The sequence below is a fragment of the Streptomyces sp. NPDC028314 genome, from assembly GCF_055565795.1.
Genome location: NZ_JBVHTP010000003.1, coordinates 537,005 through 563,327, shown reverse-complemented (window position 1 = coordinate 563,327; position 26,323 = coordinate 537,005). Strand labels below are relative to the sequence as shown.

Below are 26,323 nucleotides of genomic sequence, written 5' to 3'. Positions count from 1 at the left end.
CGGGACAGCCCTTAGGCCGGGTCGTCACGGGGGCAGGCGCATCAGCAGGGTGGCCAGGTCGGCGGAGCGGGGATCCCCCATCCCTTCCAGAGGTGAATTCGCCTGGAGCGACTGGCACACCCTGCCCGGCTGGAACACACCCACCACCTGGGCCGGCGGGACCTGTTGGCCGCCGGAGCCCGGCAGGAGGGGCCCCGGCCGGCTGGCCGCATGAGCGAAGCGCCCTACGGGGTGATCAGGATCTTGCCGCGGGCGCCGCCGCGGCGGAGGGCTTCGATGGCCTCCGGGGCCTCGGCGAGGGGGTAGGTGCGCTGGATGGCCGGGGTCAGGGTGCCGTCCTCGATGTGGAGTTTGAGGACCTCGAGGTCGTCCCGGCGTTCCGCGGCCATGAACCCCTTGAGGGTGTGCCGTACGAACGGGCTCAGCAGGCCGGCGCGCAGTACCCGGCCGATGCCGCCGAGCCAGCGTCCGCCGCCCTCGCCGCCGATGATGACGAGGGTCCCGCGCGGGGTCAGTGCGCGCCGCAGGTGCGACAGGGGGCGATTCCCGGCGGTGTCGAGGATGAGGTCGTAGCGGCGGGTGCCGTCGGTGAACTCCTCGCGGGTGTAGTCGATGACCTCGTCCGCGCCGAGGGTTCGGGCCAGTTCGGTCTTCTCGGTGCTGCACACGCCGGTGACATGGGCGCCGTACGCCTTGGCGAGCTGCACCGCGAAGGTGCCGACCCCGCCCGCCGCGCCGATGACCAGGACCCGCTGTCCCGGCTGGACCCGGCCCGCGTCGCGGAGGGCCTGGAGGGCGGTGAGTCCGGAGACCGGTACCGCGGCCGCCTGCTCCAGGGGGAGGCCGGCGGGCCCGTGTACGAGCTTGTCCTGGGAGGCGGTCGAATACTGCGCGAAGGAGCCTTCGCAGATGCCGAACACCTCGTCCCCCGGCCGGAATCCGGTCACGCCGGCTCCCACGGACTCGACCACTCCGGACACCTCCCGGCCCCGCACGGGGACCTTGGGGGCGCGCAGCCCGTACCCCAGGAGGCGCAGCAGGTAGGGCCGGCCGCTCATCAGGTGCCATACGCCGGCGTCGACGGCGGCCGCCCGGACGGCTATGAGCACCTCGCCGCTGCCCGGCCGTGGCTTCTCGATGTCCCGGAGCTCCAGTACGTCGACGGAGCCGTACGTGTCCTGCACGATCGCCTTCACGGCGCCGTCCCTTCGTCGTCCGCGTACTGGAAGACCTGCTCGAGCGGGACCGCGAAGACGCGCGCGATCCTGAACGCCGTTTCGAGCGAGGGGGAGTAGCGGCCCTTCTCGATGGCGATGACGGTCTGGCGGGTCACGCCGATGCGCTCGGCCAGTTCCGCCTGGGTCATCTCGGCCTGCTCGAAGCGCAGGGTCCGGATCCGGTTCGTGATGCCGGTCGGCTTCACCACGACTGGAACCCCCACCGGTAGGCGGCCAGCTTCACGACGGAACCGAGGACCGCGGACAGGACGAAGGCCAGGTAGATCACGTTGGAGATCCAGAAGTGCCCCGCCTGGGCCATCGACAGCGCCAGCGCGGCCACGGCGCCGATGACGAGGAAGGACTGGCCGGCGAGCTCTCCGACGCGGCCGATCTCCTTGTCGCGCTGGTCCTTGGTGTCGGCCTCTCCGGGCGACGCCGCCGCGACCGCGATGTGGAGGGCGATCGAGGCCGCGATGGCGCCCGCGACCGTCCACAGCAGCGGCGCCGCGTACGAGACCTCCGGGAGCGGCACGCCCTCCCCGGAGCGGGCCAGTACGACGGCCAGGTAGACGGCGTACCCGGCGATGGCCACCACCGCCATGATCCACGCGCGCTTCTCCTGGAAGGCCACGTCCTCACCCACTCTCGTGTAAAAGAAGTTTTACACGAGGAAGGTAAGATTATTCGTACACCGTGTCAATGATTCTTTACTTCGAGACGGCGAACGGGCCGTCACCACCGAAGACCAGCTGGGCGAAGCGCTCGCCGATGCGGCGGTGGCCGGCGGGGTCCGGATGCAGGTCGTCCGGCAGCGGCAGCTCCGCGAAGTCGGCCTCGCCGTACAGTGCGCGCCCGTCGAGGTAGTGCAGGTTCGGGTCCTCGGCGGCCCGCTGCGCGGCGATCCGGGAGAGCTCGTCCCGGATGACCGCCAGGGTCAGCCGCCCGGCGGGGACCTCGGCGGGATCGCCGAGCGCCCGGAAACGCAGCCGCGCCCCGTCGAACTCCGGGGCGATGGGGCCCGGGGTCTCCTCCTGGATGGGGCACAGCACGGGGGAGACGAGCAGCAGCGGAGTGGTGGGGTGCCCCTCGCGGACGGTGTCGAGGAAGCCGTGGACCGCGGGGACGAACGCCCGCAGGCGCATCAGGTCGGTGTTGACCACGTTGATGCCGATCTTGACGCTGATCAGGTCCGCGGGGGTGTCCCGCATCGCGCGCGCGGTGAACGGGTCGAGCAGGGCGTTGCCGCCGAACCCCAGGTTGACCAGCTCCACGTCCCCGCCCGAGGCCGCCAGTGCCGGCCAGGTCGTGCTCGGGCTCTCGGCGTTGGAGCCGTGGCTGATCGAGCTGCCGTGGTGCAGCCACACCCGGCGGCCGCGCTCCGGTGCCGCCTCGACCGGGGCGTCGGTGCGCAGGGCGATCAGCTCGGTGACCTCCGTGTGCGGCAGCCAGATCTCGATGTCCTTCACATCGGCGGACAGGCCGGTGAAGCGGGCGGTGCCGGGCGGACCGGCGGTGGTGACCGTGGTCTGGGTGGCCATGTCGACGGTGTGGACGTTGCCGCCGGTGACGGTGGCCCGGCCGGCGGGCCGGCCGTCGACGAGCAGGTCGTACGCACCGTCGGGCCGGGCCGGAGCCCCGGTGTACGCCATCTTCGTGGGCAGCGTCTCCAGCTCGATGGCGGTGGCCCGGGTGCGGAAGACCAGCCGTACGCCGGAGGGCTGGGCCTCGGCCATGGCCAGGTACGGATCGGGGAACTGCCTCCGGGCCCAGGCGGGCAGCCGGTGCGGCAGCACGCCGTGCGCGGTGCGTTCCAGGTCGAGGGCGCCGCGCAGGATGCGGGGCTCGATCGGGGTGGTGATCCAGTCGGTCACGTCGGGCTCCTTGGGGGTGGAGGAGGGGGACTCGGGGAACTTCCGTCCGGGACAAGGCTCTTGACGGTGTGCGAAATACAGAGTGCATATATTGCATGCCAGTTCCAGGGAACCGTGGTCGAGTGGCTGGGTGTCAGCCGGACCCCCGTCAGGGAGGCGCTGGCCCGGCTGGAGCAGGCGGGTCTGGTGCAGACGAAACCGGGCCGGCACACCCTCGTCAGCCCCCTCGACGTCCATGCGGCCCTCGCGGCAGACGACCGGTTCCAGATCCCGGTGGCCGCCGGCGCCAACGACGCGCTGCGCACGGTCCTGGAGCAGTTCACACCCGTGCTGCGCCGCGTGGAACGGCTGCGCTTCTCCTCTCGTTCCGACCCGGCCGGGGTCGCCCCGCGTCGCCCCGAGCCGTCCCCAAGCGCCCCGCCCGGTCCCGTCCCGCACTGCCACGGCGGCCTCTGTGTCCGCGTCCGCCTGACGTGTGGGGCCTGAGGGCCGACGCCTCACGACGCCTGACGCCGCCCCCGGAGGGTCTCAGGCTGCGAGCCCCGGGAGGACCACGGCTCCCGGGAGCGCGGCCAGCGCCCAGCCCGGGAGGATCAGCTTGCCCCGCCGCCGCCCGCTGCCGACCAGCACGAACGCGGCCTCCACCACCGCCGCGTCGATCAGCAGAGGCCATGCGGCGGGGAGGCCGAGGGGCGTGATGCCCCCGTACTCCATGCCGGTCGCGCTGACGGCGGTGTCCATGGGGGCGAAGGACACCTTGCGGGCCGAAAGGTGCTTGCGCACGGCGGTGTTGACGTCCACCCGGGTGCCGGCCAGTGCGAGACAGGCGGCCTGTGTGGTCTCCCCGCCGCGCTTGGCGCCGACCACCACGCAGTTCGCGGAGGCGTCCAGCGGGACCTCGTAGGCCGCGCAGAACACGGCGGTGTCGGCCTTGTCCGGGTCGGTGTCCACGTACAGCACCGAGCGCGCCGCCTCCGGATCCGCCCAGCCCTTCAGCGCCTCGGCCACGGGCCCGGCGAGCTGGTCGCTCACGTCCACCGCCCGCCGCACGACGGCGAAGCTCCCGAACGGGGCACGCACCTGATCGTCCATGGGCCGGACTCTACCGAATCGGCGCGAGCCGCCCCGGTGGCCGGGGAACACGACCGCGCCAGGCCCGCGTCAGGCCGCGGCGAGCTCCGCCGGCATGTTCTGCAGACGCTCCAGCCGCGTACGGGTCTCCGCGTCCAGCGGCACGTACGTCACCAGGCGCGGCCCCGCCGCCGGACCCAGCCACAGGTTGGTGTGCTCCAGGTGGAGCAGCCCCACCAGCGGATTGCGGATGTACTTCACCTTGCCGGCCTGGCCGACCACCTCGTGCCGCGCCCAGATCTCCCGGAACTCCGCCGAAGCCGACTCCAGCCTCGCCAGCAGCGCCTTCCAGGCCGGCTCGGCGAGGTGTTCCGCCATCGAGGCCCGGAACTTGGCCGCCATCATCCGGTTCACATCGGGGATGTCGACCACGGCAGCCCGCCATTGCGCGTTGGTGAACGCCAGCCACAGGCAGTTGCGGTCCTCGGGCGGCAGCGGTTCCAGGTCGCAGAGCAGCCGCCCGTACGTGGCGTTGTACGCGAGGATGTCGTAGCGGCTGTTCTGGATGCACGCCGGGATCGGCCCCAGCTGGTCGAGCATCGCCCGCAGCGCGGGCGTCACGCTCGGACAGGGGGTGTTCGGCGCCGGGTCCAGGCTGCCGGCCAGCGAGAACAGGTGCGCGCGCTCGCTGCCGTCCAGCAGCAGGGCCCGCGCCACGGCGTCCAGTACCTGAGGCGACACCTGGATCTCGCGGGCCTGCTCCAGCCACGTGTACCAGGTGACGCCGACGGCGGACAGCTGGGCGACCTCCTCGCGGCGCAGCCCCGGAGTACGCCTGCGACGCCCCGGCGGCAGCCCCACCTGTTCGGGGGTGATCCGCTCGCGGCGGCTGCGCAGGAACTCGGCCAGCTCGTGCCGGCGGACGTCGCTCTCGGGGGCCACAGTGGTCATGCACCCAAGGGTGCCGCACCGGCCAGCCGGTTGCCAGGTACTACTGGTACCAGGATAAAGAAACTCTGGTACCAGGCTGAGCGCCGGAGGATCGTCTGCGGTGTGAGTGAAACAACGGTACGCACGACCCACCCGTCCCCGACCGTCCCCACCGCCCAGGCCCCGCGCACCCCGGCGGGGATCGGCCCGCTCGGCCTGTTCACGGTCCTGCTCGGCGCGGCCCTGCCGCTGATCGACTTCTTCATCGTCAACGTGGCACTGCCCGCCATCGACAGCGACCTCGCCGCCGGACCGGCGCTGCTGGAACTGATCGTCGCCGGCTACGGGGTCACCTACGCCGTCCTGCTGGTCCTCGGCGGCCGGCTCGGCGACACGGCCGGACGGCGCCGGCTCTTCCTGATCGGCATGGCCGCCTTCGGCGTCACCTCCCTCGCCTGCGGCCTGGCCCCCACGGCCTGGACCCTCGTCGCGGCGCGGGTGGCCCAGGGCGCCGCGTCGGCGCTGATGCTGCCGCAGGTGCTCGCCACCATCCAGGCCACCACCCAGGGCCCCCGCCGCGCCCGGGCCATGAGCCTCTACGGGGCCACGGCCGGGCTGTCCATGGTCGCCGGGCAGATCCTCGGCGGGGTCCTGGTCGCCGCCGACCTCGCCGGAACCGGCTGGCGAGCGGTGTTCCTCGTGAACGTGCCCGTGGTGATCGTCGGCCTGATCCTCGCCGCACGCGTCCTCCCGGAGACCCGTTCCGACCGGCCGGCTGCGCTCGACGTCCCCGGAACACTGCTGCTGGCCCTGTCCCTGGTGTCCCTGCTGCTGCCGCTGACCGAAGGCCGGGCGGCCGGCTGGCCGCTGTGGACCTGGCTGTCGCTCGGCGTCTTCCCCTTCGCCGCCACCGCCTTCTACCTGACGGAGCGCCGCGCCGACCGCCTCGGCCGCACCCCCCTCGTACCGCCGAGCCTGCTGCGCCTGGAGTCGCTGCGGCGCGGGCTGGTCATGATGGTGCCCTTCTCGATCGGCTTCAGCGGGTTCATGTTCGTGATCGCGGTGGTGCTCCAGCAGGGCCTGCGCATGGGACCGGTGGCGGCCGGACTCTCCCTGGTGCCCATGGCCGTGGCCTTCTTCACCGCCTCCCTCGCCGGCCCCCGACTGGTCGGGCGGTACGGCACCCGCGTCGTCACCTCGGGCGGCGTGCTCCAGGCGATCGGCGTCTGCCTGATCCTGCTCGCCGTCCGGCGGGACTGGCCCGACCTCGGCCCCCTGGGCCTGGCCCCCGGCGTCGCCCTCGCGGGCCTCGGACAGGGCCTCCAACTGCCCGTGCTGATGCGGCTGATGCTCTCCGACGTACCGGCCGACCGCGCCGGGGTGGGCGGCGGAGTCATGATCACCACCCAGCAGTCTGCGCTCGCCCTCGGCGTCGCGACCCTGGGCACCCTCTTCCTCGCCCTGCTCCCGTCGACGGGCATGCGGGACGCGCTCACCGTGACCCTCCTCGCCCAGCTCGGCCTGATCGCGCTGACGGCCCTGCTCAGCCTCCGCCTGCCCCGCGTCATGCGGTGACGGGGCCGGGCGGCGCCGGGGGCGCCTCCTGGACGGGCGGGCCCGCCGCGGAACCGGCGAGGAAGCCCGCGACGGCCGAGGTGAAGAGGTACGGGTCGTCCGGCCACGGGTAGTGGCCCGCCCCCGGGAGGACCGTCAGCCGGGCCTCGGGGAAGAGGGCGACGGCTTCGGCGGCCGAAGCCGCGGTGGGCCACAGGTCCCGCTCCCCGGCAAGCACCAGCACCGGCGCCGCGAGCCGGGCGAGGGCCGCGCGCAGCCCGGGGACGTCCGGCGCGTACCCGGCGTAGTAGCCCTCGCTGACCGGCAGCGCACGCTGGACCGGGTCGGCGGCCGCATGGGCCTCGGCCGACGCGTCCCACCGGCCGTACATCAGCGGCTCGAACGCCGGGCGGTGCGGCGCGGCCTCCGCGAAGGAACGCGCCGCCTTTCCCTGCGCGGCGCCGGCCTGGTCTCGACGCGGCGCACCGGGCGGACGGCCCTGCACCTGCGCACCGGACGGGCCGCCGGCCTCCTAGCGGATCTCGCACCGGTCTGCGGGACTCCGGTTTTTGGGTAGGGTGCCGTTCGATAACGGCGTTCTGCATGGGGGACATGAGTTGATGAGTGGTCACCAGCCGCAAAGGGGCAGTGCCTCGCAGGTATTCCAGCCGCTCGCGGGAGACGACCCCACCACCATCGCCGGATACCGGCTCGCCGCCAAGCTCGGCGCGGGCGGCATGGGCAAGGTCTACCTGTCGTACACGCCCGGCGGCCGGCCGGTGGCGATCAAGGTGATCCGTCCGGAATTCGGCGAGGACGCCGAGTTCCGCCGCCGGTTCGCCCAGGAAGTGCGCTCCGCCCAGCGGGTGCAGGGCCTCTACACCGCGCCGGTCATCGACGCCGACACCGAGGGCACGCAGCCCTGGCTGGCCACCGCCTACGTGCCCGGCCCCTCGCTCGCCGACGCGGTCGTCGCGCACGGCGCCCTCCCCGTCGAGGCGGTGCTGCTGCTGATCGCCGGCATGGCCGAGGCCCTGCACGTCATCCACGGCGCCGGCATCGTGCACCGCGACCTCAAGCCGTCCAACGTGCTGCTCGCGGCCGACGGCCCCCGCGTCATCGACTTCGGCATCGCCTACGCGGCCGACGCGACCTCCCTCACCGGCAGCGGCGTCACCATCGGCACCCCCTCCTTCATGGCCCCCGAACAGGCCGCGGGGCGGAGGGTCACGGCGGCCACCGACATCTTCGCGCTCGGCCAGGTCGCGGCGTACGCGGCCACCGGCACCCCCGCCTTCGGCGAGGGCACCTCGCACGGGGTCCTGTACCGGATCGTCCACGAGGAGCCCGACCTCAGCGGAGTCCCGGCCCGCCTGACCGAGCTGGTCAGCCGCTGCCTCGCCAAGGACCCCGAGGCCAGGCCGACGGTCGCCGAGGTCATCGCGCTCTGCCAGTCCGCCAACGCGGAGACGGTGCTGCGCCGCCCCGAGGACTGGCTGCCGACCCCGGTCAGCGCCGACATCACCGCGCGAGCGGCGGCCCCCGCGCCGGTCCAGACCCCGCCGCCGCCCACCTCCGCGCCGTTCGTCGCGTACTCGCCCACCACCCCGGTGACCCCGGCCAGCACCCCGCCTCCCGCGCCGACGGCTCCGCCCGCGGTCCACCCGACCCCGCCGCCGACGGCCCCGGCCGCGGTGCACTCCACCCCGCCGCCGACGGCCCCGGCCGCGATGTACTCCACCCCGCCGCCCACGGGCGCTCCCGCCACCCCGCCTCCGGGATACGGACCGTCCGCCTCGTACCAGCCCGGACCGCAGTACCCCCACGCCAACCCGGCGCACGTGCCCGGCTACCCGGGACACCAGGCGCTCGGTGCGCCCCGGCCCGCCGGGAGCGGCGGCAAGCGGGGCCTGTTCATCGCACTGGCGGCCGTGCTGGTCTTCGCCGTCGCGGGCGCGGGCACGGCGTACGTCCTGCTGAAGGACAAGGGCCAGGACACGGCGAGCAGCGGCTCGTCGCAGGGCGACCCGAAGAACACCGGCGACGGCGGCGGCGCGTCCTCCCCGAACGCGTCCTCCCCGAAGACGTCCTCCCCGAAGGCGTCCGCCCGGCCCGATCCGAAGCCCGTCGAGTACAAGGCCATCGACCTGACGGCCGGCTACCACCTGACGCTCGGCGACGAAGACGTACGGCCGCAGAAGGGCGAGGACGGCGGCTACGAACTCTCCTACGACACCGGCGGATACCTCGACGCGGAGAGCACCGGCGGCAAGCTCGTCCTGCTCGATCCCGGCCAGGAGGGATCCCTGGCCGCCTGCCGCCAGGACACCCGCTTCACCGAGAACGTCTACCTGACCAAGCTCTCGAAGGGGCGTCAGGTCTGCGTGTTCACGGGCTCGGGACACCTCGGCCTCGTGACGGTCCAGGGCTTCTCCGCGGAGGACTCGCCCAGCAAGTACATGTCACTGGACCTGACCGTCTGGCGCAACGCCGTCACCCCCTCGGGCAGCTGAACCGGACGGCGGCGAGCCCGTCGCCGCGGGCCCGTCGCCGCGGTCCCCCGTGCGGCCGCGTCACCGCGGCACGGGGGCCCGTACGGCCAGGGAACGCGGAGCACGGGACGGCTCGGCGGGCAGGCGCAGCGGGCGGCTGCCCGGGGTGACCGAGCCCAGGACGCGCGGGCCGGCCGCCCCCGTGCACCGGGGGTCGTTGCCCGGGAGGCCGTGCAGGGTGAGGTAGCCCAGCACGGCGAAGGCGTACGCCTCCTTCGCGGCGGCGGGCAGGCCGAGCTCCTCCGAGGTCCGCAGTGCGACGGGCCCCAGTTCCTCCCGCAGCATCCCGGTGAGGGTCGGGTTGCGGACCCCGCCGCCGGACGCGAAGACCTCGGTGGCCCCGAACGGCCGCAGCGCGTCGGCCACGGTCCTGGCGGTGAGGCGCGTCAGCGTGGCGACCACGTCCTGCGGCGGCAGCGGCTCGAAGTCCGCCAGCCGGGACCGCAGGTAGCCGGGGTGGAACAGCTCCTTGCCCGTGGTCCTCGGCGCGGGCAACCGGTAGTACGGCTCCTCCAGCAGCCGCTCCAGCAGCCCGTCGTGGACGTGCCCGGAGGCGGCCAGCGCCCCGCCCTCGTCGTACGCCAGCCGCCCCGCGGACAGCTCGCGCACCGCCGCGTCGATCAGCGCGTTGCCCGGGCCGGTGTCGAACGCCGTCGGATCGCCGGCCGGCGGCGCCACGGTGAGGTTGGCGATCCCCCCGATGTTCAGGGCGGCCGGCACCCCGGGCCGCCCCCGCAGCAGCATCAGGTCGATCAGGCTCACCAACGGCGCCCCCTGGCCGCCCGCCGCGACATCGCGCGGCCGGAAGCCGGAGACCACCGGGCAGCCGCTGGCCTCGGCGATCCAGGCGGGCTCTCCCAGTTGCAGGGTGCCGTGCACCCGCCCGTCGGCGACCCAGTGGTAGACGGTCTGCCCGTGCGAGGCGATCAACTGGGCCTGCCCCGCGCACAGTTCGCGGTCCGCCCGGACCGACAGGGCGCCGAAGGCCCGGCCGATGCCGGTGTCGAGGCGGCAGACCTCGGCCAGGGTGGTGGCCGCGGGCGGCAGGGCCGCCGCGAGCGCCGCCCGCAGGGCGGCTGGGTACGGCTCGCTGACCATGCCCAGCGGGGTGAGAACCAGGCCGCCCTCCCCGTCACCCGGGCCGAGATCGCAGGCCGCGGCGTCGATGGCGTCGTACGAGGTCCCCGACATCAGGCCGATCACCCTCATCGCAGCGGCTCCCGGTGGTCGTTGCCGCGCAGGGTCAGCAGCGCGAGGGTGCTGAGGGCGCAGGCGCCGACGGCGTAGTAGGCGGGCACGGCGGTGTCTCCCGTCCGGGCGGTCAGAGCGGTGATGACGAGGCCCGCGCAGCCGGAGAAGACCGCGTTGGCCAGGGCGTAGGCCAGCCCGAGGCCGGTGCAGCGCACGCGGCGCGGGAACATCTCGGCCAGCATCGCGGGCCCCGGCCCGGCCATCAGACCGACCAGAGCGCCCGCGCACAGTACGGCCGCGGCCCGGGCGGGGGAGGAGGCCGCGGGGGAGCGCAGGAGGTGCAGCAGCGGGAAGGCGAGTACGACGACTCCCAGGGCGCCGGCCAGTATGACGGGGCGGCGGCCGATGCGGTCGCTGAGCAGCCCGGCGGGGAGGATCGTGAGGGCGAACCCGACGTTGGCGAGGGCAGTGGCCAGCAGGGCCTGCCGCAAGGATGCCCCGAGGGTGGACTGGAGGTAGGAGGGCAGGACGACGAGGAAGGTGTAGCCGGCCGCCGACCAGCCCATGATCCGCCCGATGCCCAGGACGACGGCACGCGCCTGCTCCCCTCGCCGCGGCAGCCCCGGGGTGCCGCCCTCGGCGGTCGCGTCGGGCGGGGCTCCGGGTGGCGCGGCGACGGGCGGCGCGGCGACGGGCGGTGCGGCCACGGGCGGCTCCTCCAGGGTGGTGCGCAGCCACAGCGCGACCAGGCCGAGCGGCAGGGCCAGCAGGAACGGGATCCGCCAGCCCCAGGACTGCAGGGCGGCGGCGGGCAGCACCGTCGCCAGGGTGGCGGCCGTACCGGCACCGGCGAGCAGCCCGAGCGCGACGGTGAAGGACTGCCACGCGCCGTAGATGCCTCGGCGGCCCACCGGCGCGTACTCCGTCATCAGCGACACCGCACCGCCGAACTCGCCGCCCGCGGAGAGGCCTTGAAGGACGCGCAGGAGCGTCAGGAGCCAGGGGGCGGCCGCGCCGACGGTGGCCTGGGTGGGCAGGAGCCCGATCAGGGTGGTGGCGAGCGTCATGAGGGCGATGACGAGGACGAGCGTGGGGCGGCGGCCGAGGCGGTCACCGAGGCGCCCGAACAGCAGGGCGCCGACGGGGCGGAAGAAGAACGCCAGCGCGAAGGAGGCGTACGTGGCCACCAGCGCCCCGGGCCCGCCGCCGGTCCCGGTTCCCGGGGTGAAGAAGTTGGCCGCGATGACGGTGGCGAAACAGCCGTACACCCCGAACTCGTACCACTCGACGAGGTTGCCGACCGAGCCGGCGAGCAGGGCGCGGCGTGCGGAGGTGCGGGGCGGCGGCGCCGGGAGCAGCTCGATCGGGGTCACCCGTGCTGCGTGCCCGCTGCGGGGCGGCCCGACGCCTCGCGCAGGTGTGGTTCAGCAGATCGGCGGCGTGACCGGCGGGCGGTTCAGGCGCCGATGGTCTCGCGCACTCCGGTCAGTGCGTCGTCGAGGCTCGGCGCGATCAGTTCGTGGCCGGTGAACCCGTCGTCCGTGCCGGGGTCGACGGTCCAGCCCCAGCCCGAGGAGTCGTCGCCGTCGATGGTGGCCGTGTGCTCGCCGGAGGTCACCGTGAGGGAGAGGTTGCCGGCCGGGAGGACGGTGACGTCCGCGTGCGCGCCCTCTCCCAGGATGCGGCGCACGGCGTCGCGGGCGGTCTGTTCGGTGGTGGTCATGGGCGTGCTCCTCGCGGGCGGTGGTCGTCTCCGCCCGATCGCTCCCTGATACAGCACGGGCCGCACCGGTGCCGGCGCGCAACTCCGCTGCTCACCCCCACGGGGGACGCGGCGGCCGCTCGATGCCGAACGCGCCACCCCGCCCGGCGCGTTGTCAGTGGCGCCGGATATCGTCGCCTCTTTGTTCGACCGAAGAATTGGCGGGGGCGGAAATGAGCGGGCAACTGAGAGAGACGGCGACCGAGCTGGCCGAGGTCCTGTGGCGGGAACACACCGTCTACCGGGACCGCGCGGGGGGCGTCGTCATCCGGGGGGAGCACGTCCAGCGCTGGATCAGCCTGGCTCCCAGCGCGGGACGGGACGAAGTGCTCCTGCGGGCCGGCCGGATCCTCGACGGCGGCACGACGGCCCCCGCCCGCTCCGAGGCGGTCGCGAGCCTGTCCGCCGGTACGGCCGAACTGGCAGCGGTCTGCCGCCGGCTGCTCGCCGAGACGGCGGCCGGTCCCTCGGCCTCCCGGCCGCAGCGCCCGGCGCGATCGAAGCGGCGCGGCCGGCCCGCCCGTACCGGCCGGCACACCAGCACGGCGTCCTGGCTGGTCGTCATCGGTGTGGTCGCGATCATCGGCTTCTACGTCGCGAGCACGGCCGGCGCCATCTGAACCGGTCCGCTCGGGGCGCCTCCCCCTGAACCCCGTTCGGCGGGCCGCCGGGCCGGCATCTGCCCGGACGTCCCGCGCGGTACGCGCGAGCACCACGCCGTCCACCGTCCGTGCGGCACACCGCCGGGCCGTGGCGTGGTGTCCGGGGGACGGCATGGTGCGGGGCTAGGGTCGGCGGCCGGACGATCAGGACAGGTAGGTGCGCCGTGACCCGTTCCCCCGTGCCCGAGAGCAGCCGGGCGGGCCGCGCCGTCCGGCGACTGGGCTCCGTGCTGGTGCTGCTGACGCTCTGTACGTTCGGCCTCGGCCAGGCCGGGCCGGCGTCCGCTGCCGGTCCGGTCGCCGCGGACCCGCCGCTCTACGTGTCGGACTACGGCAACGACCGGGTCCTCAAGGTGCCTGCCGACGGCAGCGGCGGCCAGAGCACCGTCCCGGCGACGGGCCTCGTACGGCCGACCGGGATGGCGGCCGACGCGGCGGGCGGCCTCTACATCTCCGACACGGGCAACAACAGGGTCGTACGGATCCCCCCGGACGGCGGCGCCCAGCTCACGGTCCCGGCCGAAGGCCTGTCCCGCCCCCTCGGGCTGGCGCTCGACGGCGCCGGGGACCTCTACATCGCCGACAGCTTCAACGACCGCATCGTCAAGGTGCCCGCCGACGGCAGCGGGCAGAGCACCGTCCCGACGACGGGACTGCTGCACCCGTGGGGCCTGGCCTTCGACTCCGAAGGCACCCTCTTCGTCTCCGACTTCGTCAACGACCGGATCGTCAGGCTGCCGGCGGACGGCAGCGGGCAGAGCACCGTCCCCACCACCGGGCTCTCGCAGCCCGCCGGGATCGTGCTCGACCCCGACGGGAACCTGTACGTCTCCGACACCGGCAACAACCGGGTGGTGAAGGTCGCCGCGGACGGCTCGGGGCAGAGCACGCTCGCGGTGGCCGGGCTCAACGATCCGCTGGGCCTCGCCCTCGACGGGAGCGGCAGCCTCTACATCGCGGACGCCTTCAACAACCGGGTGGTCCGGCTGGCGGCCGACGGCGGCGGACAGACCACCCTGCCCGTGACCGGCCTGAACACGCCCACCGGACTGGCCGTCCCGCCCACCCGCACCCGGCTGAAGACCGCCCCGGCCACCGTCCGGCGCGGCTCCCACCCGCCGGCCTTGACGGTCAAGGGCCTCGCGGCCACCCTCACCACCGCAGCCGGCACACCCGTACCCGGCCAGACGGTGGTCTTCAGCGACGCCCGGCGCGGGCGCACGCTCTGCGCGGCCGTCACCGACAGCCGCGGCGCGGCCCGCTGCGAGGCCAGGATCCACGCCCCGTCCTCCGTGCTCGACCACCTCTACGAGAACCTGCTCCGCGACGGATACCTCGCCCGCTACGAGGGCACCTCGGTCCACGCCCCCAGCAGCGCCCCGGGCACCGTGCGGCGGACCAGCCCGCACTGAGCGTGCCGGAGGCGGGGGGCCACCGCCGGCGTCGCGGAGGCGGGCCATAGGCTGTCGGTCCGGCGGACCACCGCCTTCGCCTCCTCCCGCGAAAGGACGACGTCATGAGTGAGAAGGCCCGCAAGCTCTTCGACGCACTCGATCTCAATGGCGACGGCGTCCTGACGCGCGCCGAGGTGATCTCGGCCCTGCGGGCGAAGGGGCCGACCCTCGCCGCCACCGGAGCCCTGCCCTTCTGGGCCGTCAGCGACGAGGACGCCTCCTCCGCCCTGTTCGACCAGGCCAACCTGGACGGCGACGACGTGCTGACCTTCGAGGAGTTCGCGCGGGAGGTCGACCGCCGCTTCGGCTGGTAGCCGGGCGGGCCGACGACCGGCCGGGGGCGGCCCCGGGAAGCCCGGGGCCGCCCCCGGCGAGGTGCGGCGGCAGGTCAGAGACCCGCGGGGTGCGGTCGGGTCAGCGCACCCAGGGCCGCCACACGTCCTCGTTGCGCTCGACCCACTTCTTCGCCGCCTGCTGCGGTGACAGCTTCTCCTCGGCGATCATCAGGGCGACCTCGTTCTGCTCCTCGACGTTCCAGCGGAACTTCTTCAGGAACCCCGCAGCCTTCCCTCCCGCGTCGGCGAAACGGGCGTTGAGGTACTTCTGGAGCGGCGTGTGCGGGTAGGCGCAGGCCACCTTCTCGGGGTCGGCGTCGCAGCCCTCCGTGTACTCGGGCAGCTTCACCTCCGTCATCGGAACCCGCTCGAAGAGCCACTGGGGCTTGTACCAGTACGTCAGGAAGGGCTTCTTCTCCTTCGCGAACTGCTTGATCTGGGTGATCTGCGCGGCCTCGGATCCGGCGAAGACCACTTCGAGGTCCAGACCGAGGTTCTTCACCAGTGCCTTGTCGTTCGTGACGTACGAGGGGGAGCCGTCCATCAGCTGCCCCTTGCCGCGGCTCTCGGCCGTGCGCAGCTGGTCGGTGTACTTGCCGAGGTTCTTCCAGTCGGTGACGTCCGGGTGCGCCTCGGCGAAGTAGGTCGGTACGAACCAGCCGATGTGGCCCGTCACGCCCAGATCGCCGCCGTTGACGATGGTCTTCTTGTCCTCCACGTAGCGCTTCTGCTGCTCCGGGTGGCCCCAGTCCTCCAGGATCGCGTCGACGCGGCCCTGGCTGAGCGCGTCCCACGCCGGCACCTCGTCGACCTGGACGGTGTCCACCCGGTAGCCCAGTTCGTGTTCGAGCAGGTAGCCCGCGACAGCGGTGTTGGCCTGCGCGCCGACCCACGACTGCACGGAGAGCGTGACGGTCTTGGCGCCCTGGGCCGCCGCGTAGGGGGAGGCCTGGCGGGTCATGTCGGCGGCTCCGCAGCCGGTGACGACGGCCAGTGCGGTCACCGCGGCGAACCCGGTGGCCACGGCGCGGCGGACCGGTCCCGTCGGCCGTGGCGGGCCCGTGCGTCGCATACGTTTCATCGGCATCTCAGGCCTCCTTCGCGGGCTGGGTGATGCGGTCGAGCAGCAGGCCGAGGCAGACGATCGCGGCGCCCGCCACGAGTCCGGTGGCCAGGTCGCCCTGGGCGAGGCCGAGGACGACGTCGTAGCCGAGGGCGCCTCCGCCGACCAGGCCGCCGATGATGACGACGGCGAGGACGAGGACCACGGCCTGGTTGACGGCCAGCAGCAGGGCGGGCCGGGCCAGCGGCAGCTGGACCTGGCGCAGCTGCTGGCTGCCGGTCGCGCCCATCGAGCGGGCGGACTCCAGCGCGGCCGGGTTCACCTCGCGCAGCCCCTGCGTGGTGATCCGTACGACGGCGGGCAGTGCGTAGACGACGGCGGCAGCCGCCGCCGGGGCGCGGCCGACGCCGAACAGGGCGACGACCGGGATGAGGTAGACGAACTGCGGCATCGTCTGGCAGATGTCGAGCACCGGCCGCAGCAGGCGCTCCGCGCGGGCGCTGCGGGCGGCGCCCACGGAGATCGCGAAGCCGAGCACGAGGGTCACGGCGACGGCGGCGAGCACCTGCGAGAGGGTGTCCAGCGCGGGGTCCCACACGCCGAGGACGCCGATCGCGGCCAGGGCGAGCACGGCCGTCAGAGCTGTGCGCCAGGTGCCGACCAGTACGCCGATGGCGCCGACCAGCAGCAGGAGCAGCCACCAGGGCGTTGCCTGGAGCCCGCTGCGCAGCGGGTCGAGGACCCAGCCGGTGAAGCGGGCGGCCCAGTCGGCGGTGCCGCCGACGACGGGGACCCCGGAGTAGAGGTGGTCGGTCATCCAGTCGACGGCCCGGTTGACGGGGTCCGCGAGGGGGACGGTCCAGGATCCGGGCCACTGCGAGGTGCCCACCATCCGGCCGGCGACCGCCACGGCCACGGCCGCGAGGAGGCAGAGCAGGCGCCCGTACCAGCCGGCGAACACCCTGCGCAGGAAGTGCTGCTCGGCGACCGGGGGCGGGGTGGCGCCGAGCCGGGTGCCCGCCGCGTCCGCCGTGCGGTCGAGTACGACGGCGAGCAGCACGATCGGGATGCCGGCGGCCAGGGCCGCGCCGACGTCGACGGAGGCCAGGGCCTGGTAGACGCGGTCGCCGAGGCCGCCCGCGCCGATCACGGAGGCGATGACGGCCATGGACAGGCCCATCATGATCGCCTGGTTGACGCCCAGCAGGATCTGCCGGCGGGCCAGCGGGAGCCGTGCGGTCAGCAGCCGCTGGCGTCCGGTCGCGCCGAGCGAGGCGGCGGCCTCCAGCACCCCGGCGTCGGCCTCGCGCAGGCCGAGCGCGGTCAGGCGGGCCATGGGCGGGGCCGCGTAGACCACGGTGGCGAGGACGGCGGCGGGCACGCCGATCCCGAAGACCAGCACCATCGGCAGCAGGTACGCGAAGGCGGGCAGGATCTGCATCGTGTCGAGTACGGGGCGCAGGGCGCGCTCGGTGCGCGGCGACAGCCCGGCGGCGAGGCCGAGCAGGCCGCCGACGGCGACGGACGCGGCGACGGCCACGACCATCAGGGCGAGGGTCTGCATGGTGGGCACCCACATGCCGAGCAGACCGCAGACGCCGAAGGCGGCCATCGAGGTCAGCGCCAGCCGGACACCGGCGAGCCGCCAGGCGACCAGCCCGGCCAGGGCGGTGACCCCGGTCCATCCGGCGGCGAGCAGGACCACGTACACGGCGCGCACGGACACCACGACGGCGTTGCTGACGTGCCCGAAGAAGTACAGGAACAGCGGGTGGCTGTCGCGGTGGTCGATGACCCAGTCGCCGGCCCGGCCGAGCGGGGCCGACAGGTCCACGGCCAGGGCGCCGGGCCAGCTGCCCGCGCCGGGGAAGAGGAATCCGAGCACGCCGAGCGCGACCGCGGCGACGGCGAGGGGCAGGACCCTGCGGCCGGCGCGGTGGGGGAGCAGGGCTCTGTGGGGCCGCTCCGGCGGTCCTGCGGGGGACGCGCCGACGGGGCGACGCGGCCGGCGCCCGGATTCGGGCTGCGCGGATTCACGTACGGGTGCGGTGGTGGAGGTCATCGCGACCACCGCCGGATGCCGGGGGCCGGGCGGCCGTATCCCGTGCTCATGCGGCCACCTCCCCGGTACTGGGGGCGGGGATCCCGGCGACGACGGCGAGCAGGGCCGCGTCGTCGACCACGCCCAGGCAGCGCCCCTGGTCGACGACCCGGGCGGGGCCGCCGCTGCGGGCGACCGCCTCGATGGCCTCGACGACGGTGGTGGCGGGGCTGAGGGCCGGGCCCTGCTCGGCCTCGGCGGCCGACGCGGGGCGCATGGCGCTGCGTACGGTGAGGACCTGTTCGCGCGGTACGTCGCGCACGAAGTCCCGTACGTACTCGTCGGCGGGGGAGCCGACGATCTCCTCGGGAGTGCCGAGCTGCACGATCCGCCCGTCGCGCATGAGGGCGATCCGGTCGCCGAGGCGCAGGGCCTCGGCCAGGTCGTGCGTGATGAAGACCATGGTGCGGCCCTCTTCGTGGTGCAGGCGGGCCACCTCCTCCTGCATCTCCCGGCGGATCAGCGGGTCGAGGGCGCTGAACGGTTCGTCGAACAGCAGCACCTCGGGGTCGGCGGCCAGGGCGCGGGCGAGGCCGACGCGCTGCTGCTGACCGCCCGAGAGCTGGCCGGGGCGGCGCTCCTCCAGGCCTTCGAGGCCGACCTTGGCGACCATCTCGGCCGCCTTGGCGCGCCGTTCGGCGCGGCCCATGCCCTGGATCTCCAGGCCGTAGGCGACGTTGTCCAGGACCGTGCGGTGCGGCAGCAGGCCGAAGTGCTGGAAGACCATGGCGGCGCGGTGGCGGCGCAGTTCCCGCAGCCGGCCCGCGTCCATCGCCAGGACGTCCTCGCCGTCGATGGCGAGGGAGCCCGTGGTGGGCTCGATCAGCCGGGTCAGACAGCGTACGAGAGTGGACTTGCCGGAGCCGGACAGGCCCATCACGACGAAGACCTCGCCCTTGCGGACGTCGAAGCTGACGTCGCGGACGGCCGCGGTGCAGCCGGTGCGCTCACGCAGCTCCGAGGCGGACAGCGCGGCGTCCGCGGAGCCGGGCACCTTGGCGGCCTCGGCCCGCGGGCCGAAGACCTTCCACAGGCCGTTCACCGCGAAGACCGGCGGCCGGGTGTCGGGTCCCTGGCCGGCGGCCGTCCCGTCGACCAGGCCGGGGCCGGTTTGCGTGCTCGTGCTCGTATGCGTGTTCGTGTTCATCGGGCAGCGCCTCCCAGCAGCTCGGCGGCTTTCTCGCCGACCATGAGCACTCCGATCATCGGATTGACCGCGGGCATCGTCGGGAAGACCGAGGCGTCCGCGATCCGGATCCCGTCCAGGCCCCGGACCTTCAGGTCCGGTCCCACCACGGCCCCGCGGTCGTCGGCGGCGCCCATCCGGCAGGTGCCCGCCGGGTGGTAGACGGTGTGCGCGACGGACCGGGCGTACGCGCTGAGCTCCTCGTCACCCGTGACGGCGGGGCCGGGACACACCTCGCGCTTGAGCCAGCCGGCCAGCGGCTGCGTTGCGGCGATCTCGCGGGCGATCCGGATGCCGTCGACCAGGGTGCGGGCGTCGTAGTCCTCCTCGTCCGTGAAGTACCGGAAGTCGAGGGCGGGCTTCACCTCGGGGTCCGCACTGGTGAGGTAGAGCCGGCCGCGGCTGCGGGGCTTGGGGATGTTCGGGGTCAACGACACCCCGTGCGCCGGGCGTTCGTAGCCGATGCGCTCCGGGTTGTCGGTGAAGGGGACCTGGTAGAAGTGGAACATCAGGTCCGGCCCCGGGGATTCGGGGTCGCGGCGGACGAACAGCCCGGCGTCGCTGTCCATCGCAGAGTTCTCCGGGATGGGGCCGTCCGTCTCCCACACGATCACCGACTCCGGGTGGTCGAGGAGGTTCTCGCCGACCCCGGGCAGGTCGTGGACCGGGGGAATCCCGAGGGCTTCGAGGTCCTCGCGCGGGCCTATGCCGGAGTGCAGCAGCAGACGCGGGGTGTCGACCGCTCCCGCGCACACGATCACCTCGCGGCGGGCGCCGATCAGCGACCGGGTGCCGTCCTGGGACCGGACGTGCACCCCGCGCGCCCGCGTCCCGTCCAGCTCCAGGCGGTACGCCCAGGTCTCCAGCAGCAGGCTGAGGTTCGGCCGCTCCTCCATGACCGGGTGCAGGTACGCCACCGAGGCGGAGGAGCGCTTGTTGGTCTCCGGGTGGTAGGCGAGGTCGAAGAACCCGGCGCCCTCGTGGAACGGCTTCCGGTTGAAGCCCTCGACGCGGGGCACGCCCAGCGCCTGCTCGGCCGCGTCCACGAAGTCGCGGGCGATGGCGTTCCGGTCGGCCTCGCCGACGGGGACGATGTTGTTGAGCAGCTTGTCGAAGTACGGGTCCATGGCCGCGGCGTGCCAGCCCTCGGCTCCCGCGGCCGCCCACTCGTCCCAGTCGGACGGCAGCGGCTTGAACGCGATGAGGGTGTTGTGCGACGAGCAGCCGCCGAGGACGCGGGCGCGGCTGTGCCGGATGTGCGAGTTGCCGCGCGGCTGCTCGGTGGTGGGGTAGTCGTAGTCGAGTTCACCGCCGAGCAGGCCCATCCAGCGCCGCAGGGTCAGCACGTCGGGCCGGTCGACATCGCTCGGGCCGCCCTCGATGACGGCGACCGTGACCTCGGGGTCCTCGGTCAGCCGGGAGGCGATCACCGAGCCGGCGGTGCCGCCGCCCACGATGACGTAGTCGTATTCCTGCGCGAAGTCGGCGGAGTCTTCGGCGGTGCGCGTGCTGCGGTCCGTGTGCGTCGTCATGACGATGTTTCCTTTCAGCCCGCGAACCAGCGCACGGGGCGCGGAGCGAGGTTCTGGTAGACGTGCTTGGCCTCGCGGTACTCGGCGAGACCGGACGGTCCGAGCTCGCGCCCGACGCCGGACTTCCCGAAACCGCCCCACTCCGCCTGCGGCAGGTAGGGGTGGAAGTCGTTGATCCAGACCGTGCCGTGGCGCAGCCGGCCGGCCACGCGGCGGGCACGGCCCTGGTCGGCCGTCCACACGGCGCCCGCGAGCCCGTACTCGGTGTCGTTGGCGAGCTCCACGGCCTCGTCCTCGGTACGGAACGTCTCGACGGTCAGGACCGGTCCGAAGACCTCCTCCCGGACGACGCGCATCCGGCGGTCGCAGCGGTCGAGGACGGTCGGCCGGTAGAAGAAGCCGGGGCCCTCGGGGCGTTCGCCGCCCGCGCGCAGCACGGCGCCCTCGGAGAGGGCGGAGGCGACGTACGATTCGGTCCGCTCGCGCTGGGCCGCGGAGACCATCGGACCGCACTCGACGCCGGGGTCGGTGCCCCGGCCGAGGCGGATCCGCTCGGCGCGGCGGGCGAGTTCGGTGACGAACCGGCCGCGCACCGACTCCTCGATGATCAGCCGGGATCCGGCCGAGCAGACCTGGCCGCTGTGCATGAAGGCAGCGTTCAGGGCCTGGTCGACGGCGGTGTCGAAGCCCGCCTCGGTGGCGCAGGCGTCGGCGAAGACGACGTTGGGGTTCTTGCCGCCGAGTTCCAGGGCCACCTTCTTGACCGTGTCGGCCGCCGCGTGCGCGACCTTCGTACCGCTGACGAGGCCGCCGGTGAAGGAGACGAGGTCGACGTCGGGGTGGGCGCAGAGGCGGGCGCCGACGGGATCGCCGGCGCCGGTCACCAGATTGGCGACGCCGGCCGGCAGCCCGGCCTCCACCAGCAGCTCGACGAGGGCGATCGTGGACAGCGGGGTGATCTCGCTCGGCTTGAGCACGAAGGTGTTGCCCGCGGCCAGCGCCGGGGCCACCTTCCAGCTCGCCTGGAGCAGCGGGTAGTTCCACGGCGTGATCAGGGCGCAGACCCCGACCGGCTCGTGGACGACCACGCTGTGGATGTCGGGGGAGCCCGCGTCGACGACCCGGCCGCCGCTCTCGGCGCTGACGAGGTCGGCGAAGTAGCGGAAGGCGTCGCTGACGCAGTCCACGTCGACCCGGCCCTCTTCCAGGGTCTTGCCCGCGTCCAGGCTCTCCAGGAGGGCGATCCGCTCACGGTCGCGCTGGAGCAGGACGGCCGTACGGCGCAGCAGCGCGGCGCGCTCGGCCACCGGAGTCTGCGGCCACTCCCCGCCGTCGAAGGCGGCGCGGGCCGCACCGACGGCCGCGTCCACGTCGGCGGCGCTGCCTTCCGCGACCACCGCGAGCACGGTGCCGTCGGCCGGGTCCAGGATCTCCCTGGTGGCCCCCGTGGCCGCGGACCGCCACCTTCCGGCTGTGTGAATGCTCTGCTGCTCCGACACGACGCGCTGTACCTCCGGTTTCCGCACCGCGGCGGACCCGCGGTGATGGCGCAATGGGGCGCGCTTGCCCGGACCTGCGGAGGTCATGTCCCCCGGGCCGCTCGAAGTGACCGGTGTCACTCGCGTCCCGGCCCTTTCCGGGCCCCTCGGAGGGCGGCTCCGCGCCCGGTCACGGGGGCTGGAGAACCGTGACGGGGAGCGCTGGGAAACCATGACAAATGCGGCGTAGCCTGATCGGACCGCCGTATCCGCCCGTGAGCCATGGAGGCGGGACATGACCGATCCGTTCGGCTTCCTCAGGACGCCCCGGCGCCCCGTCCCGGCGCGCCCCATGGACGAGCGGCTCGCCGACTGGCGGGAGGTCCACGCCGGGCAGGTGCTGCTGCCCCTGGTGTCCGAACAGGCGAACCGCTGCATGGACTGCGGCATCCCCTTCTGCCACGCCGGCTGCCCGCTGGGCAACCTCATCCCCGAGTGGAACGCGTACGCCGCCCACGCCGACTGGCGGGCCGCGTCCGACCGGCTGCACGCGACCAACAACTTCCCCGAGTTCACCGGCCGGCTCTGCCCGGCACCCTGCGAGGACGCCTGCGTCCTGACGATCAATGCCGACCCGGTGACCATCAAGAACGTCGAGCAGGCCATCGCCGACCAGGCCTGGGAACTGGGGTACACCGCCCCGGCGCCGCCCGAGAGGCTCAGCGGGAAGACCGTCGCCGTCATAGGCTCCGGCCCGGCCGGGCTCGCCGCCGCCCAGCAGCTGACCCGCGCCGGGCACACCGTCGTCGTCTACGAGCGGGCCGACCGGATCGGCGGACTGCTCCGCTACGGCATCCCGGCGTTCAAGATGGAGAAGTCGCACCTGGACCGCCGCGTCGCCCAGATGCGGGCCGAGGGCACCGTGTTCCGTACCGGCACGGACGTCGGCGGCCTCGTAGGCGCGGCCGACCTGCGCCGACGGCACGACGCGGTCGTCGTCGCCGTCGGGGCCACGGAACCCAGGGAGCTGCCCGTGCCGGGCCGCGAGCTGCGGGGCATCCACCAGGCCATGGACTACCTCACCGGCGCCAACCGGGTCGGGGAGGGGGACATCGCGGCGCCGGAGGTGACCGCCGAGGGCCGGCACGTGGTGATCGTCGGCGGCGGGGACACCGGCTCCGACTGCCTGGGCACGGCCCTGCGACAGCGGGCCCTGTCGGTGGTCCAGCTCGACATCAACCCGGAGCCGGGCCCCACCCGGCCCGACGCCCAGCCCTGGCCGGTGTACCCGAAGGTCTACCGGGTCTCCCACGCCCACGAGGAGGCCCGCGGCCGCGACGGCCGCGACCCCCGGGCCTTCGCCTCGGCCACGCTGCACTTCGAAGGGGATCGGGCGGGCCGGGTGCGGGCGCTGCACCTCACGGACGTGGAACCGGCGCACCGCACGGCCCTCCCGGGGACCGAGCGGGTCATCCGGGCGGAGCTGGTCCTGCTGGCCCTCGGCTTCTCGGGCCCCGAGCGGGCCTGCGGCCTGGGCGAGCAGCTCGGGCTCACCCGCGACGAGCGGGGCAACTTCGCGCGGGACCCGGCCTTCGCGGCCGCCGGCGGACCGGGACGGCCGCCGGACGGGGTGTTCGTGGCGGGCGACGCCGGGCGCGGCCAGTCCCTGGTGGTCTGGGCGATCGCGGAGGGCCGCTCGGCGGCCGCGGCCGTGGACCGCTACCTGACCGGCTCGACGGCCCTTCCGGCCCCGGTGGCCGCCCAGGACCGGCCCCTGCTGGCGTGACCCCGCGCGTCCCCGTGCCCCCGCCGGTGCGTGTGGTGTGCACGAAGGCACATCAATGGCTGCCCGGCGGACAGACGTAGTGGTATGACTACGCAACGAACGGACCAGTTCGATCCAGGCCTCATCGGGACCCGCCCCCGCGGGGACGTCGAGCGGCGCTACGCGGAGCTGGAGGCGAGCCACGCCGGCCCCGACCGGCAGACACAGCTGTCCCGGGGCGCCCTCACCGGCTACCTGTGGGCCCTCGGCCGCGGCGACGGGGCTCCCGTCACCGGCGCCGTGGCCCACAGCACCCCGGACATGGCCCTGCTGACGGCCGAGGTGGACGCCGCCACGGTGCAGCTGGAGGCCGGGCCGCAGCGGACCCTGCCGCGCGACTACGCCCAGGGGGTGCACGACGCCCTGGCGTGGGTGTGCGGCCACACCGAGGACTGCCCGTGATCCACCCGCGGGCCGTGATCCGCCCGCGGGCCGTCCGCGATCCCCCCGGGGGCCGCCCGTGATCCGCCCGGAGATCCCTGGCCGGACCCGGACGACACCGGTACCGCGGCCCGGACCGCGCACCGCCAGCTGGCCGCCCAGGGTGTCCGCTTTCGAGTGATGCCAGCGCTTCGTCCCGCTTCGTTCCGCTTCCCGGCGCGGCAGGTGCCCCACGATCGCAGGCGGCCGGACAAGCCCCGGCCACGGTCCGCCGAGGCGGCTGGTCGCTGGGAGACGGTGTGCACATCCTGCTGGTTGCGAGCGCGTTCAACAGCCTGACGCAACGCGTCCACGCGGAACTGCGGGACCACGGCCACAGCCTCGCCGTGGAGCTGGCGGTGCCCGGTGCCCGGCTGGCCGACGCGGTGCGCCGCCACGATCCCGACCTGATCCTCGCGCCGATGCTCAAGACGGCCGTGCCCCGCGAGGTGTGGTCCACCCGCACCTGCCTGATCGTCCACCCGGGACCCGTGGGCGACCGCGGCCCCTCCTCCCTCGACCGGGCCGTCCAGGAACACGCCACCCGCTGGGGCGTCACCGTCCTGCAAGCCGCCGAGGAGATGGACGCCGGGGACGTCTGGGCGCACGCCGACTGCGATCTGCCCGAGGTGGCCAAGAGCGACCTCTACCGGGGCGAGATCGCGGACGCCGCGCTCCGGGCCGTCCTGGCGGCCGTCGAGCGCTTCGCCTCCGGCATGTACACCCCTCAGCCCCAGACCAGCCACCGCACCCGGCCCTACCTCCGCCAGGAGCACCGCCGGATCGACTGGGAGACGGACCCCACCGAGCACGTCCTGCGCACGCTGCGCGCGGCCGACTCGCAGCCGGGCGTACTGGGCGACCTGCTCGGCGGCGAGTGGTTCCTGCACGGCGGCCACCCCGAGGACCTCCTGCGCGGCCGCCCCGGAGAACTGCTGGCCACCCGCGCCGGCGCGATCTGCCGGGCGACGGCCGACGGCGCCGTCTGGATCCCCGAGCTGCGGGCCCGGCGGGCGCCCGGGGAGCCCACCCCGGTGAAGCTGCCCGCCACCGTGGCGCTGGCCGACCGGCTGCCGCCCCTGCCGGAAGTCCCCGCCCCGGCCGTCGCCGCGCCCGCGCCCGCCGACGGCGGCCGCCGGACCTGGAGCGACATCGGGTACCGGGAGGAGGGGCAGGCCGGCTTCCTGTCGTTCTCCTTCCCCGGCGGCGCGATGAGCACCGACCGGTGCCGCCGCCTGCTCGCCGCCTACCGGGCCGCCTGCGCCCGCCCCACCTCCGTGCTGGTGCTCGGCGGCGGCCGGGACTTCTTCTCCAACGGCATCCACCTCGGGGTGATCGAGGCGGCCGCCGATCCCGCCGCGGAGTCCTGGGCCAACATCCAGGCCATGGACGACCTCGTCGAAGCCGTCCTCACCACCACCGACCGCCTCGTCGTCGCCGCCCTCGGCGGCAACGCCGCGGCCGGCGGGGCGATGCTCGCCCTCGCCGCCGACGAGGTCTGGTGCCGGGCCGGCACCGTCCTGAACCCGCACTACCGCCTGATGGGCCTGCACGGCTCGGAGTACTGGACCTACACGCTGCCCCGCCGGGTCGGCGCCGCCGTCGCGGAACGCCTCACCACCGACGCCCTGCCGCTGAGCGCCGCCGCCGCCGAGGGGCTGGGCCTGGTCGACCGTACGGTGGACCGCGCCCCGGGGGACTTCGCCGCCGAGACGGCCCGGCTCGCGGGCCGGCTGGCGTCCTCGCCCGGCACGCAGACCCGGATCGCCGGGAAGAAGGCGCGGCGGGACCGTGACGAGGCCCTCAAGCCGCTCGCCGCCTACCGGGAGGAGGAGCTGGCCCTGATGCGGGCCACGTTCCGCGACCCGGACGCCCCCTACCACGCCCTGCGCAGGGCCTTCGTACGCAAGGAACCCGCCACCGGCACCCCGCCCCACCTCGCCCGGCCCGCGGCGAACCGGCAGGGCCCGCACACGGCCCACCGGGGGGAGGAGGTCACTGGACTGGCCGCACATGACAGCGCACCCGGGTCGGAGCCCTGTTACCAAGAAGGGTGAGGGCACACCTGCCGGCACCGGCAGCCTCGCTCCCCCCACACCTCCCCGCACACCTCCCC

At 74.2% G+C, this 26,323-nt stretch carries 24 protein-coding genes; 9 read left to right on the top strand and 15 right to left on the bottom strand.

The features are described from left to right. Positions 1-224: 224 nt before the first annotated feature. The 4 genes from ACZ4TG_RS10420 to ACZ4TG_RS10405 form a co-directional block, all read right to left on the bottom strand. A complete protein-coding gene (locus ACZ4TG_RS10420) occupies positions 225-1,196 on the bottom strand; it encodes an NAD(P)-dependent alcohol dehydrogenase (RefSeq protein ID WP_468161223.1) in 972 nt (323 codons plus the stop codon). Beyond that, a complete protein-coding gene (locus ACZ4TG_RS10415) occupies positions 1,193-1,426 on the bottom strand; it encodes a helix-turn-helix transcriptional regulator (protein ID WP_468161222.1) in 234 nt (77 codons plus the stop codon). Before ACZ4TG_RS10415 ends, ACZ4TG_RS10420 begins: the two co-directional genes overlap by 4 nt. Continuing rightward, complete coding sequence (locus tag ACZ4TG_RS10410; RefSeq protein WP_468161221.1) at positions 1,420-1,863, bottom strand: hypothetical protein; 444 nt, start codon at positions 1,861-1,863, stop codon at positions 1,420-1,422. The genes ACZ4TG_RS10415 and ACZ4TG_RS10410 overlap by 7 nt, the downstream gene beginning before the upstream one ends. Before the next feature lie 64 nt (positions 1,864-1,927). Further along, positions 1,928-3,091 (bottom strand): GDSL-type esterase/lipase family protein, encoded by a 1,164-nt coding sequence (locus ACZ4TG_RS10405; RefSeq protein WP_468161220.1) that lies wholly within the window; start codon positions 3,089-3,091, stop codon positions 1,928-1,930. 114 nt (positions 3,092-3,205) lie between these two features. Here ACZ4TG_RS10405 and ACZ4TG_RS10400 point away from each other — a divergent pair, with 114 nt between their 5' ends. Next, positions 3,206-3,577, top strand: a complete 372-nt coding sequence (locus ACZ4TG_RS10400) for a GntR family transcriptional regulator (protein WP_468161219.1) — start codon at positions 3,206-3,208, stop codon at positions 3,575-3,577. A 42-nt stretch (positions 3,578-3,619) separates the two neighbouring features. Here ACZ4TG_RS10400 and ACZ4TG_RS10395 read toward each other — a convergent pair whose 3' ends face one another. Further along, positions 3,620-4,183: a YbaK/EbsC family protein gene (locus ACZ4TG_RS10395; protein WP_468161218.1), complete on the bottom strand. Its 564-nt coding sequence runs from the start codon at positions 4,181-4,183 to the stop codon at positions 3,620-3,622. Positions 4,184-4,252: 69 nt separating this feature from the next. Next, positions 4,253-5,113: a helix-turn-helix transcriptional regulator gene (locus tag ACZ4TG_RS10390; protein WP_468161217.1), complete on the bottom strand. Its 861-nt coding sequence runs from the start codon at positions 5,111-5,113 to the stop codon at positions 4,253-4,255. Positions 5,114-5,215: 102 nt separating this feature from the next. Between ACZ4TG_RS10390 and ACZ4TG_RS10385 the strand changes: the two genes are divergently transcribed. After that, positions 5,216-6,667: an MFS transporter gene (locus tag ACZ4TG_RS10385; RefSeq protein ID WP_468161216.1), complete on the top strand. Its 1,452-nt coding sequence runs from the start codon at positions 5,216-5,218 to the stop codon at positions 6,665-6,667. On the opposite strand, the gene ACZ4TG_RS10380 is transcribed toward ACZ4TG_RS10385, so the two are convergent. Next, on the bottom strand, positions 6,657-7,151 hold the full coding sequence (locus ACZ4TG_RS10380) for an alpha/beta fold hydrolase (protein WP_468161215.1): 495 nt from the start codon (positions 7,149-7,151) through the stop codon (positions 6,657-6,659). The two genes, ACZ4TG_RS10385 and ACZ4TG_RS10380, sit on opposite strands and share 11 nt — an antisense overlap. A 115-nt stretch (positions 7,152-7,266) precedes the next feature. Between ACZ4TG_RS10380 and ACZ4TG_RS10375 the strand changes: the two genes are divergently transcribed. Further along, complete coding sequence (locus ACZ4TG_RS10375; protein ID WP_468161214.1) at positions 7,267-9,159, top strand: serine/threonine-protein kinase; 1,893 nt, start codon at positions 7,267-7,269, stop codon at positions 9,157-9,159. Positions 9,160-9,219: 60 nt separating this feature from the next. Here ACZ4TG_RS10375 and ACZ4TG_RS10370 read toward each other — a convergent pair whose 3' ends face one another. The 3 genes from ACZ4TG_RS10370 to ACZ4TG_RS10360 all read right to left on the bottom strand — a co-directional run bounded on the left by ACZ4TG_RS10370 (position 9,220) and on the right by ACZ4TG_RS10360 (position 12,112). Next, positions 9,220-10,407 carry an anhydro-N-acetylmuramic acid kinase gene (locus ACZ4TG_RS10370; RefSeq protein WP_468161213.1) on the bottom strand — a complete coding sequence of 396 codons (1,188 nt, stop codon included), beginning with the start codon at positions 10,405-10,407 and terminating at the stop codon, positions 9,220-9,222. After that, entirely contained in the window at positions 10,404-11,753 is a 1,350-nt protein-coding gene (locus ACZ4TG_RS10365) for an MFS transporter (RefSeq protein ID WP_468161480.1), read from the bottom strand. The genes ACZ4TG_RS10370 and ACZ4TG_RS10365 overlap by 4 nt, the downstream gene beginning before the upstream one ends. 92 nt (positions 11,754-11,845) lie before the next feature. Continuing rightward, on the bottom strand, positions 11,846-12,112 hold the full coding sequence (locus ACZ4TG_RS10360) for a hypothetical protein (RefSeq protein WP_468161212.1): 267 nt from the start codon (positions 12,110-12,112) through the stop codon (positions 11,846-11,848). Between the two features lie 212 nt (positions 12,113-12,324). Here ACZ4TG_RS10360 and ACZ4TG_RS10355 point away from each other — a divergent pair, with 212 nt between their 5' ends. The 3 genes from ACZ4TG_RS10355 (at position 12,325) to ACZ4TG_RS10345 (ending at position 14,581) form a co-directional block, all read left to right on the top strand. Beyond that, complete coding sequence (locus tag ACZ4TG_RS10355) at positions 12,325-12,771, top strand: hypothetical protein (protein ID WP_468161211.1); 447 nt, start codon at positions 12,325-12,327, stop codon at positions 12,769-12,771. 206 nt (positions 12,772-12,977) lie between these two features. Then, positions 12,978-14,225 (top strand): virginiamycin B lyase family protein, encoded by a 1,248-nt coding sequence (locus ACZ4TG_RS10350; protein WP_468161210.1) that lies wholly within the window; start codon positions 12,978-12,980, stop codon positions 14,223-14,225. A 104-nt stretch (positions 14,226-14,329) separates the two neighbouring features. Continuing rightward, positions 14,330-14,581 carry an EF-hand domain-containing protein gene (locus ACZ4TG_RS10345; RefSeq protein WP_468161209.1) on the top strand — a complete coding sequence of 84 codons (252 nt, stop codon included), beginning with the start codon at positions 14,330-14,332 and terminating at the stop codon, positions 14,579-14,581. Positions 14,582-14,681: 100 nt separating this feature from the next. Here the strand turns inward: ACZ4TG_RS10345 and ACZ4TG_RS10340 are convergent, their stop codons facing one another. From ACZ4TG_RS10340 to ACZ4TG_RS10320, 5 genes are all read right to left on the bottom strand, one after another. After that, the gene (locus tag ACZ4TG_RS10340) at positions 14,682-15,563 is read right to left on the bottom strand and encodes an ABC transporter substrate-binding protein (protein ID WP_468161478.1); all 882 of its coding nucleotides are present in this window, start codon (positions 15,561-15,563) and stop codon (positions 14,682-14,684) included. 127 nt (positions 15,564-15,690) lie between these two features. Continuing rightward, positions 15,691-17,727, bottom strand: coding sequence for an ABC transporter permease (locus ACZ4TG_RS10335; RefSeq protein ID WP_468161208.1), 2,037 nt, complete (start codon positions 17,725-17,727; stop codon positions 15,691-15,693). Between the two features lie 46 nt (positions 17,728-17,773). Further along, entirely contained in the window at positions 17,774-18,913 is a 1,140-nt protein-coding gene (locus tag ACZ4TG_RS10330; RefSeq protein ID WP_468161207.1) for a quaternary amine ABC transporter ATP-binding protein, read from the bottom strand. After that, a complete protein-coding gene (locus ACZ4TG_RS10325; protein WP_468161206.1) occupies positions 18,910-20,484 on the bottom strand; it encodes a GMC family oxidoreductase in 1,575 nt (524 codons plus the stop codon). The genes ACZ4TG_RS10330 and ACZ4TG_RS10325 overlap by 4 nt, the downstream gene beginning before the upstream one ends. Before the next feature lie 14 nt (positions 20,485-20,498). Next, on the bottom strand, positions 20,499-21,983 hold the full coding sequence (locus ACZ4TG_RS10320; protein ID WP_468161205.1) for an aldehyde dehydrogenase family protein: 1,485 nt from the start codon (positions 21,981-21,983) through the stop codon (positions 20,499-20,501). Positions 21,984-22,257: 274 nt separating this feature from the next. Between ACZ4TG_RS10320 and ACZ4TG_RS10315 the strand changes: the two genes are divergently transcribed. From ACZ4TG_RS10315 to ACZ4TG_RS10305, 3 genes are all read left to right on the top strand, one after another. Then, positions 22,258-23,748 (top strand): glutamate synthase subunit beta, encoded by a 1,491-nt coding sequence (locus ACZ4TG_RS10315; protein ID WP_468161204.1) that lies wholly within the window; start codon positions 22,258-22,260, stop codon positions 23,746-23,748. 84 nt (positions 23,749-23,832) lie between these two features. Continuing rightward, positions 23,833-24,189 (top strand): hypothetical protein, encoded by a 357-nt coding sequence (locus ACZ4TG_RS10310; RefSeq protein ID WP_468161203.1) that lies wholly within the window; start codon positions 23,833-23,835, stop codon positions 24,187-24,189. 278 nt (positions 24,190-24,467) lie between these two features. After that, complete coding sequence (locus ACZ4TG_RS10305; RefSeq protein ID WP_468161202.1) at positions 24,468-26,264, top strand: enoyl-CoA hydratase-related protein; 1,797 nt, start codon at positions 24,468-24,470, stop codon at positions 26,262-26,264. The last annotated feature ends 59 nt before the right edge of the window (positions 26,265-26,323 follow it).

What these genes read in the sequence shown, in the direction of transcription:
- ACZ4TG_RS10395 (WP_468161218.1), bottom strand. Translation starts at nt 4,183, where the DNA reads ATGGACGATCAGGTGCGTGCCCCGTTCGGGAGCTTCGCCGTCGTGCGG.
- ACZ4TG_RS10390 (WP_468161217.1), bottom strand. Translation starts at nt 5,113, where the DNA reads ATGACCACTGTGGCCCCCGAGAGCGACGTCCGCCGGCACGAGCTGGCC.
- ACZ4TG_RS10375 (WP_468161214.1), top strand. Translation starts at nt 7,267, where the DNA reads ATGAGTGGTCACCAGCCGCAAAGGGGCAGTGCCTCGCAGGTATTCCAG.
- ACZ4TG_RS10370 (WP_468161213.1), bottom strand. Translation starts at nt 10,407, where the DNA reads ATGAGGGTGATCGGCCTGATGTCGGGGACCTCGTACGACGCCATCGAC.
- ACZ4TG_RS10360 (WP_468161212.1), bottom strand. Translation starts at nt 12,112, where the DNA reads ATGACCACCACCGAACAGACCGCCCGCGACGCCGTGCGCCGCATCCTG.
- ACZ4TG_RS10355 (WP_468161211.1), top strand. Translation starts at nt 12,325, where the DNA reads ATGAGCGGGCAACTGAGAGAGACGGCGACCGAGCTGGCCGAGGTCCTG.
- ACZ4TG_RS10345 (WP_468161209.1), top strand. Translation starts at nt 14,330, where the DNA reads ATGAGTGAGAAGGCCCGCAAGCTCTTCGACGCACTCGATCTCAATGGC.
- ACZ4TG_RS10340 (WP_468161478.1), bottom strand. Translation starts at nt 15,563, where the DNA reads ATGACCCGCCAGGCCTCCCCCTACGCGGCGGCCCAGGGCGCCAAGACC.
- ACZ4TG_RS10335 (WP_468161208.1), bottom strand. Translation starts at nt 17,727, where the DNA reads ATGACCTCCACCACCGCACCCGTACGTGAATCCGCGCAGCCCGAATCC.
- ACZ4TG_RS10330 (WP_468161207.1), bottom strand. Translation starts at nt 18,913, where the DNA reads ATGAACACGAACACGCATACGAGCACGAGCACGCAAACCGGCCCCGGC.
- ACZ4TG_RS10325 (WP_468161206.1), bottom strand. Translation starts at nt 20,484, where the DNA reads ATGACGACGCACACGGACCGCAGCACGCGCACCGCCGAAGACTCCGCC.
- ACZ4TG_RS10315 (WP_468161204.1), top strand. Translation starts at nt 22,258, where the DNA reads ATGACCGATCCGTTCGGCTTCCTCAGGACGCCCCGGCGCCCCGTCCCG.
- ACZ4TG_RS10310 (WP_468161203.1), top strand. Translation starts at nt 23,833, where the DNA reads ATGACTACGCAACGAACGGACCAGTTCGATCCAGGCCTCATCGGGACC.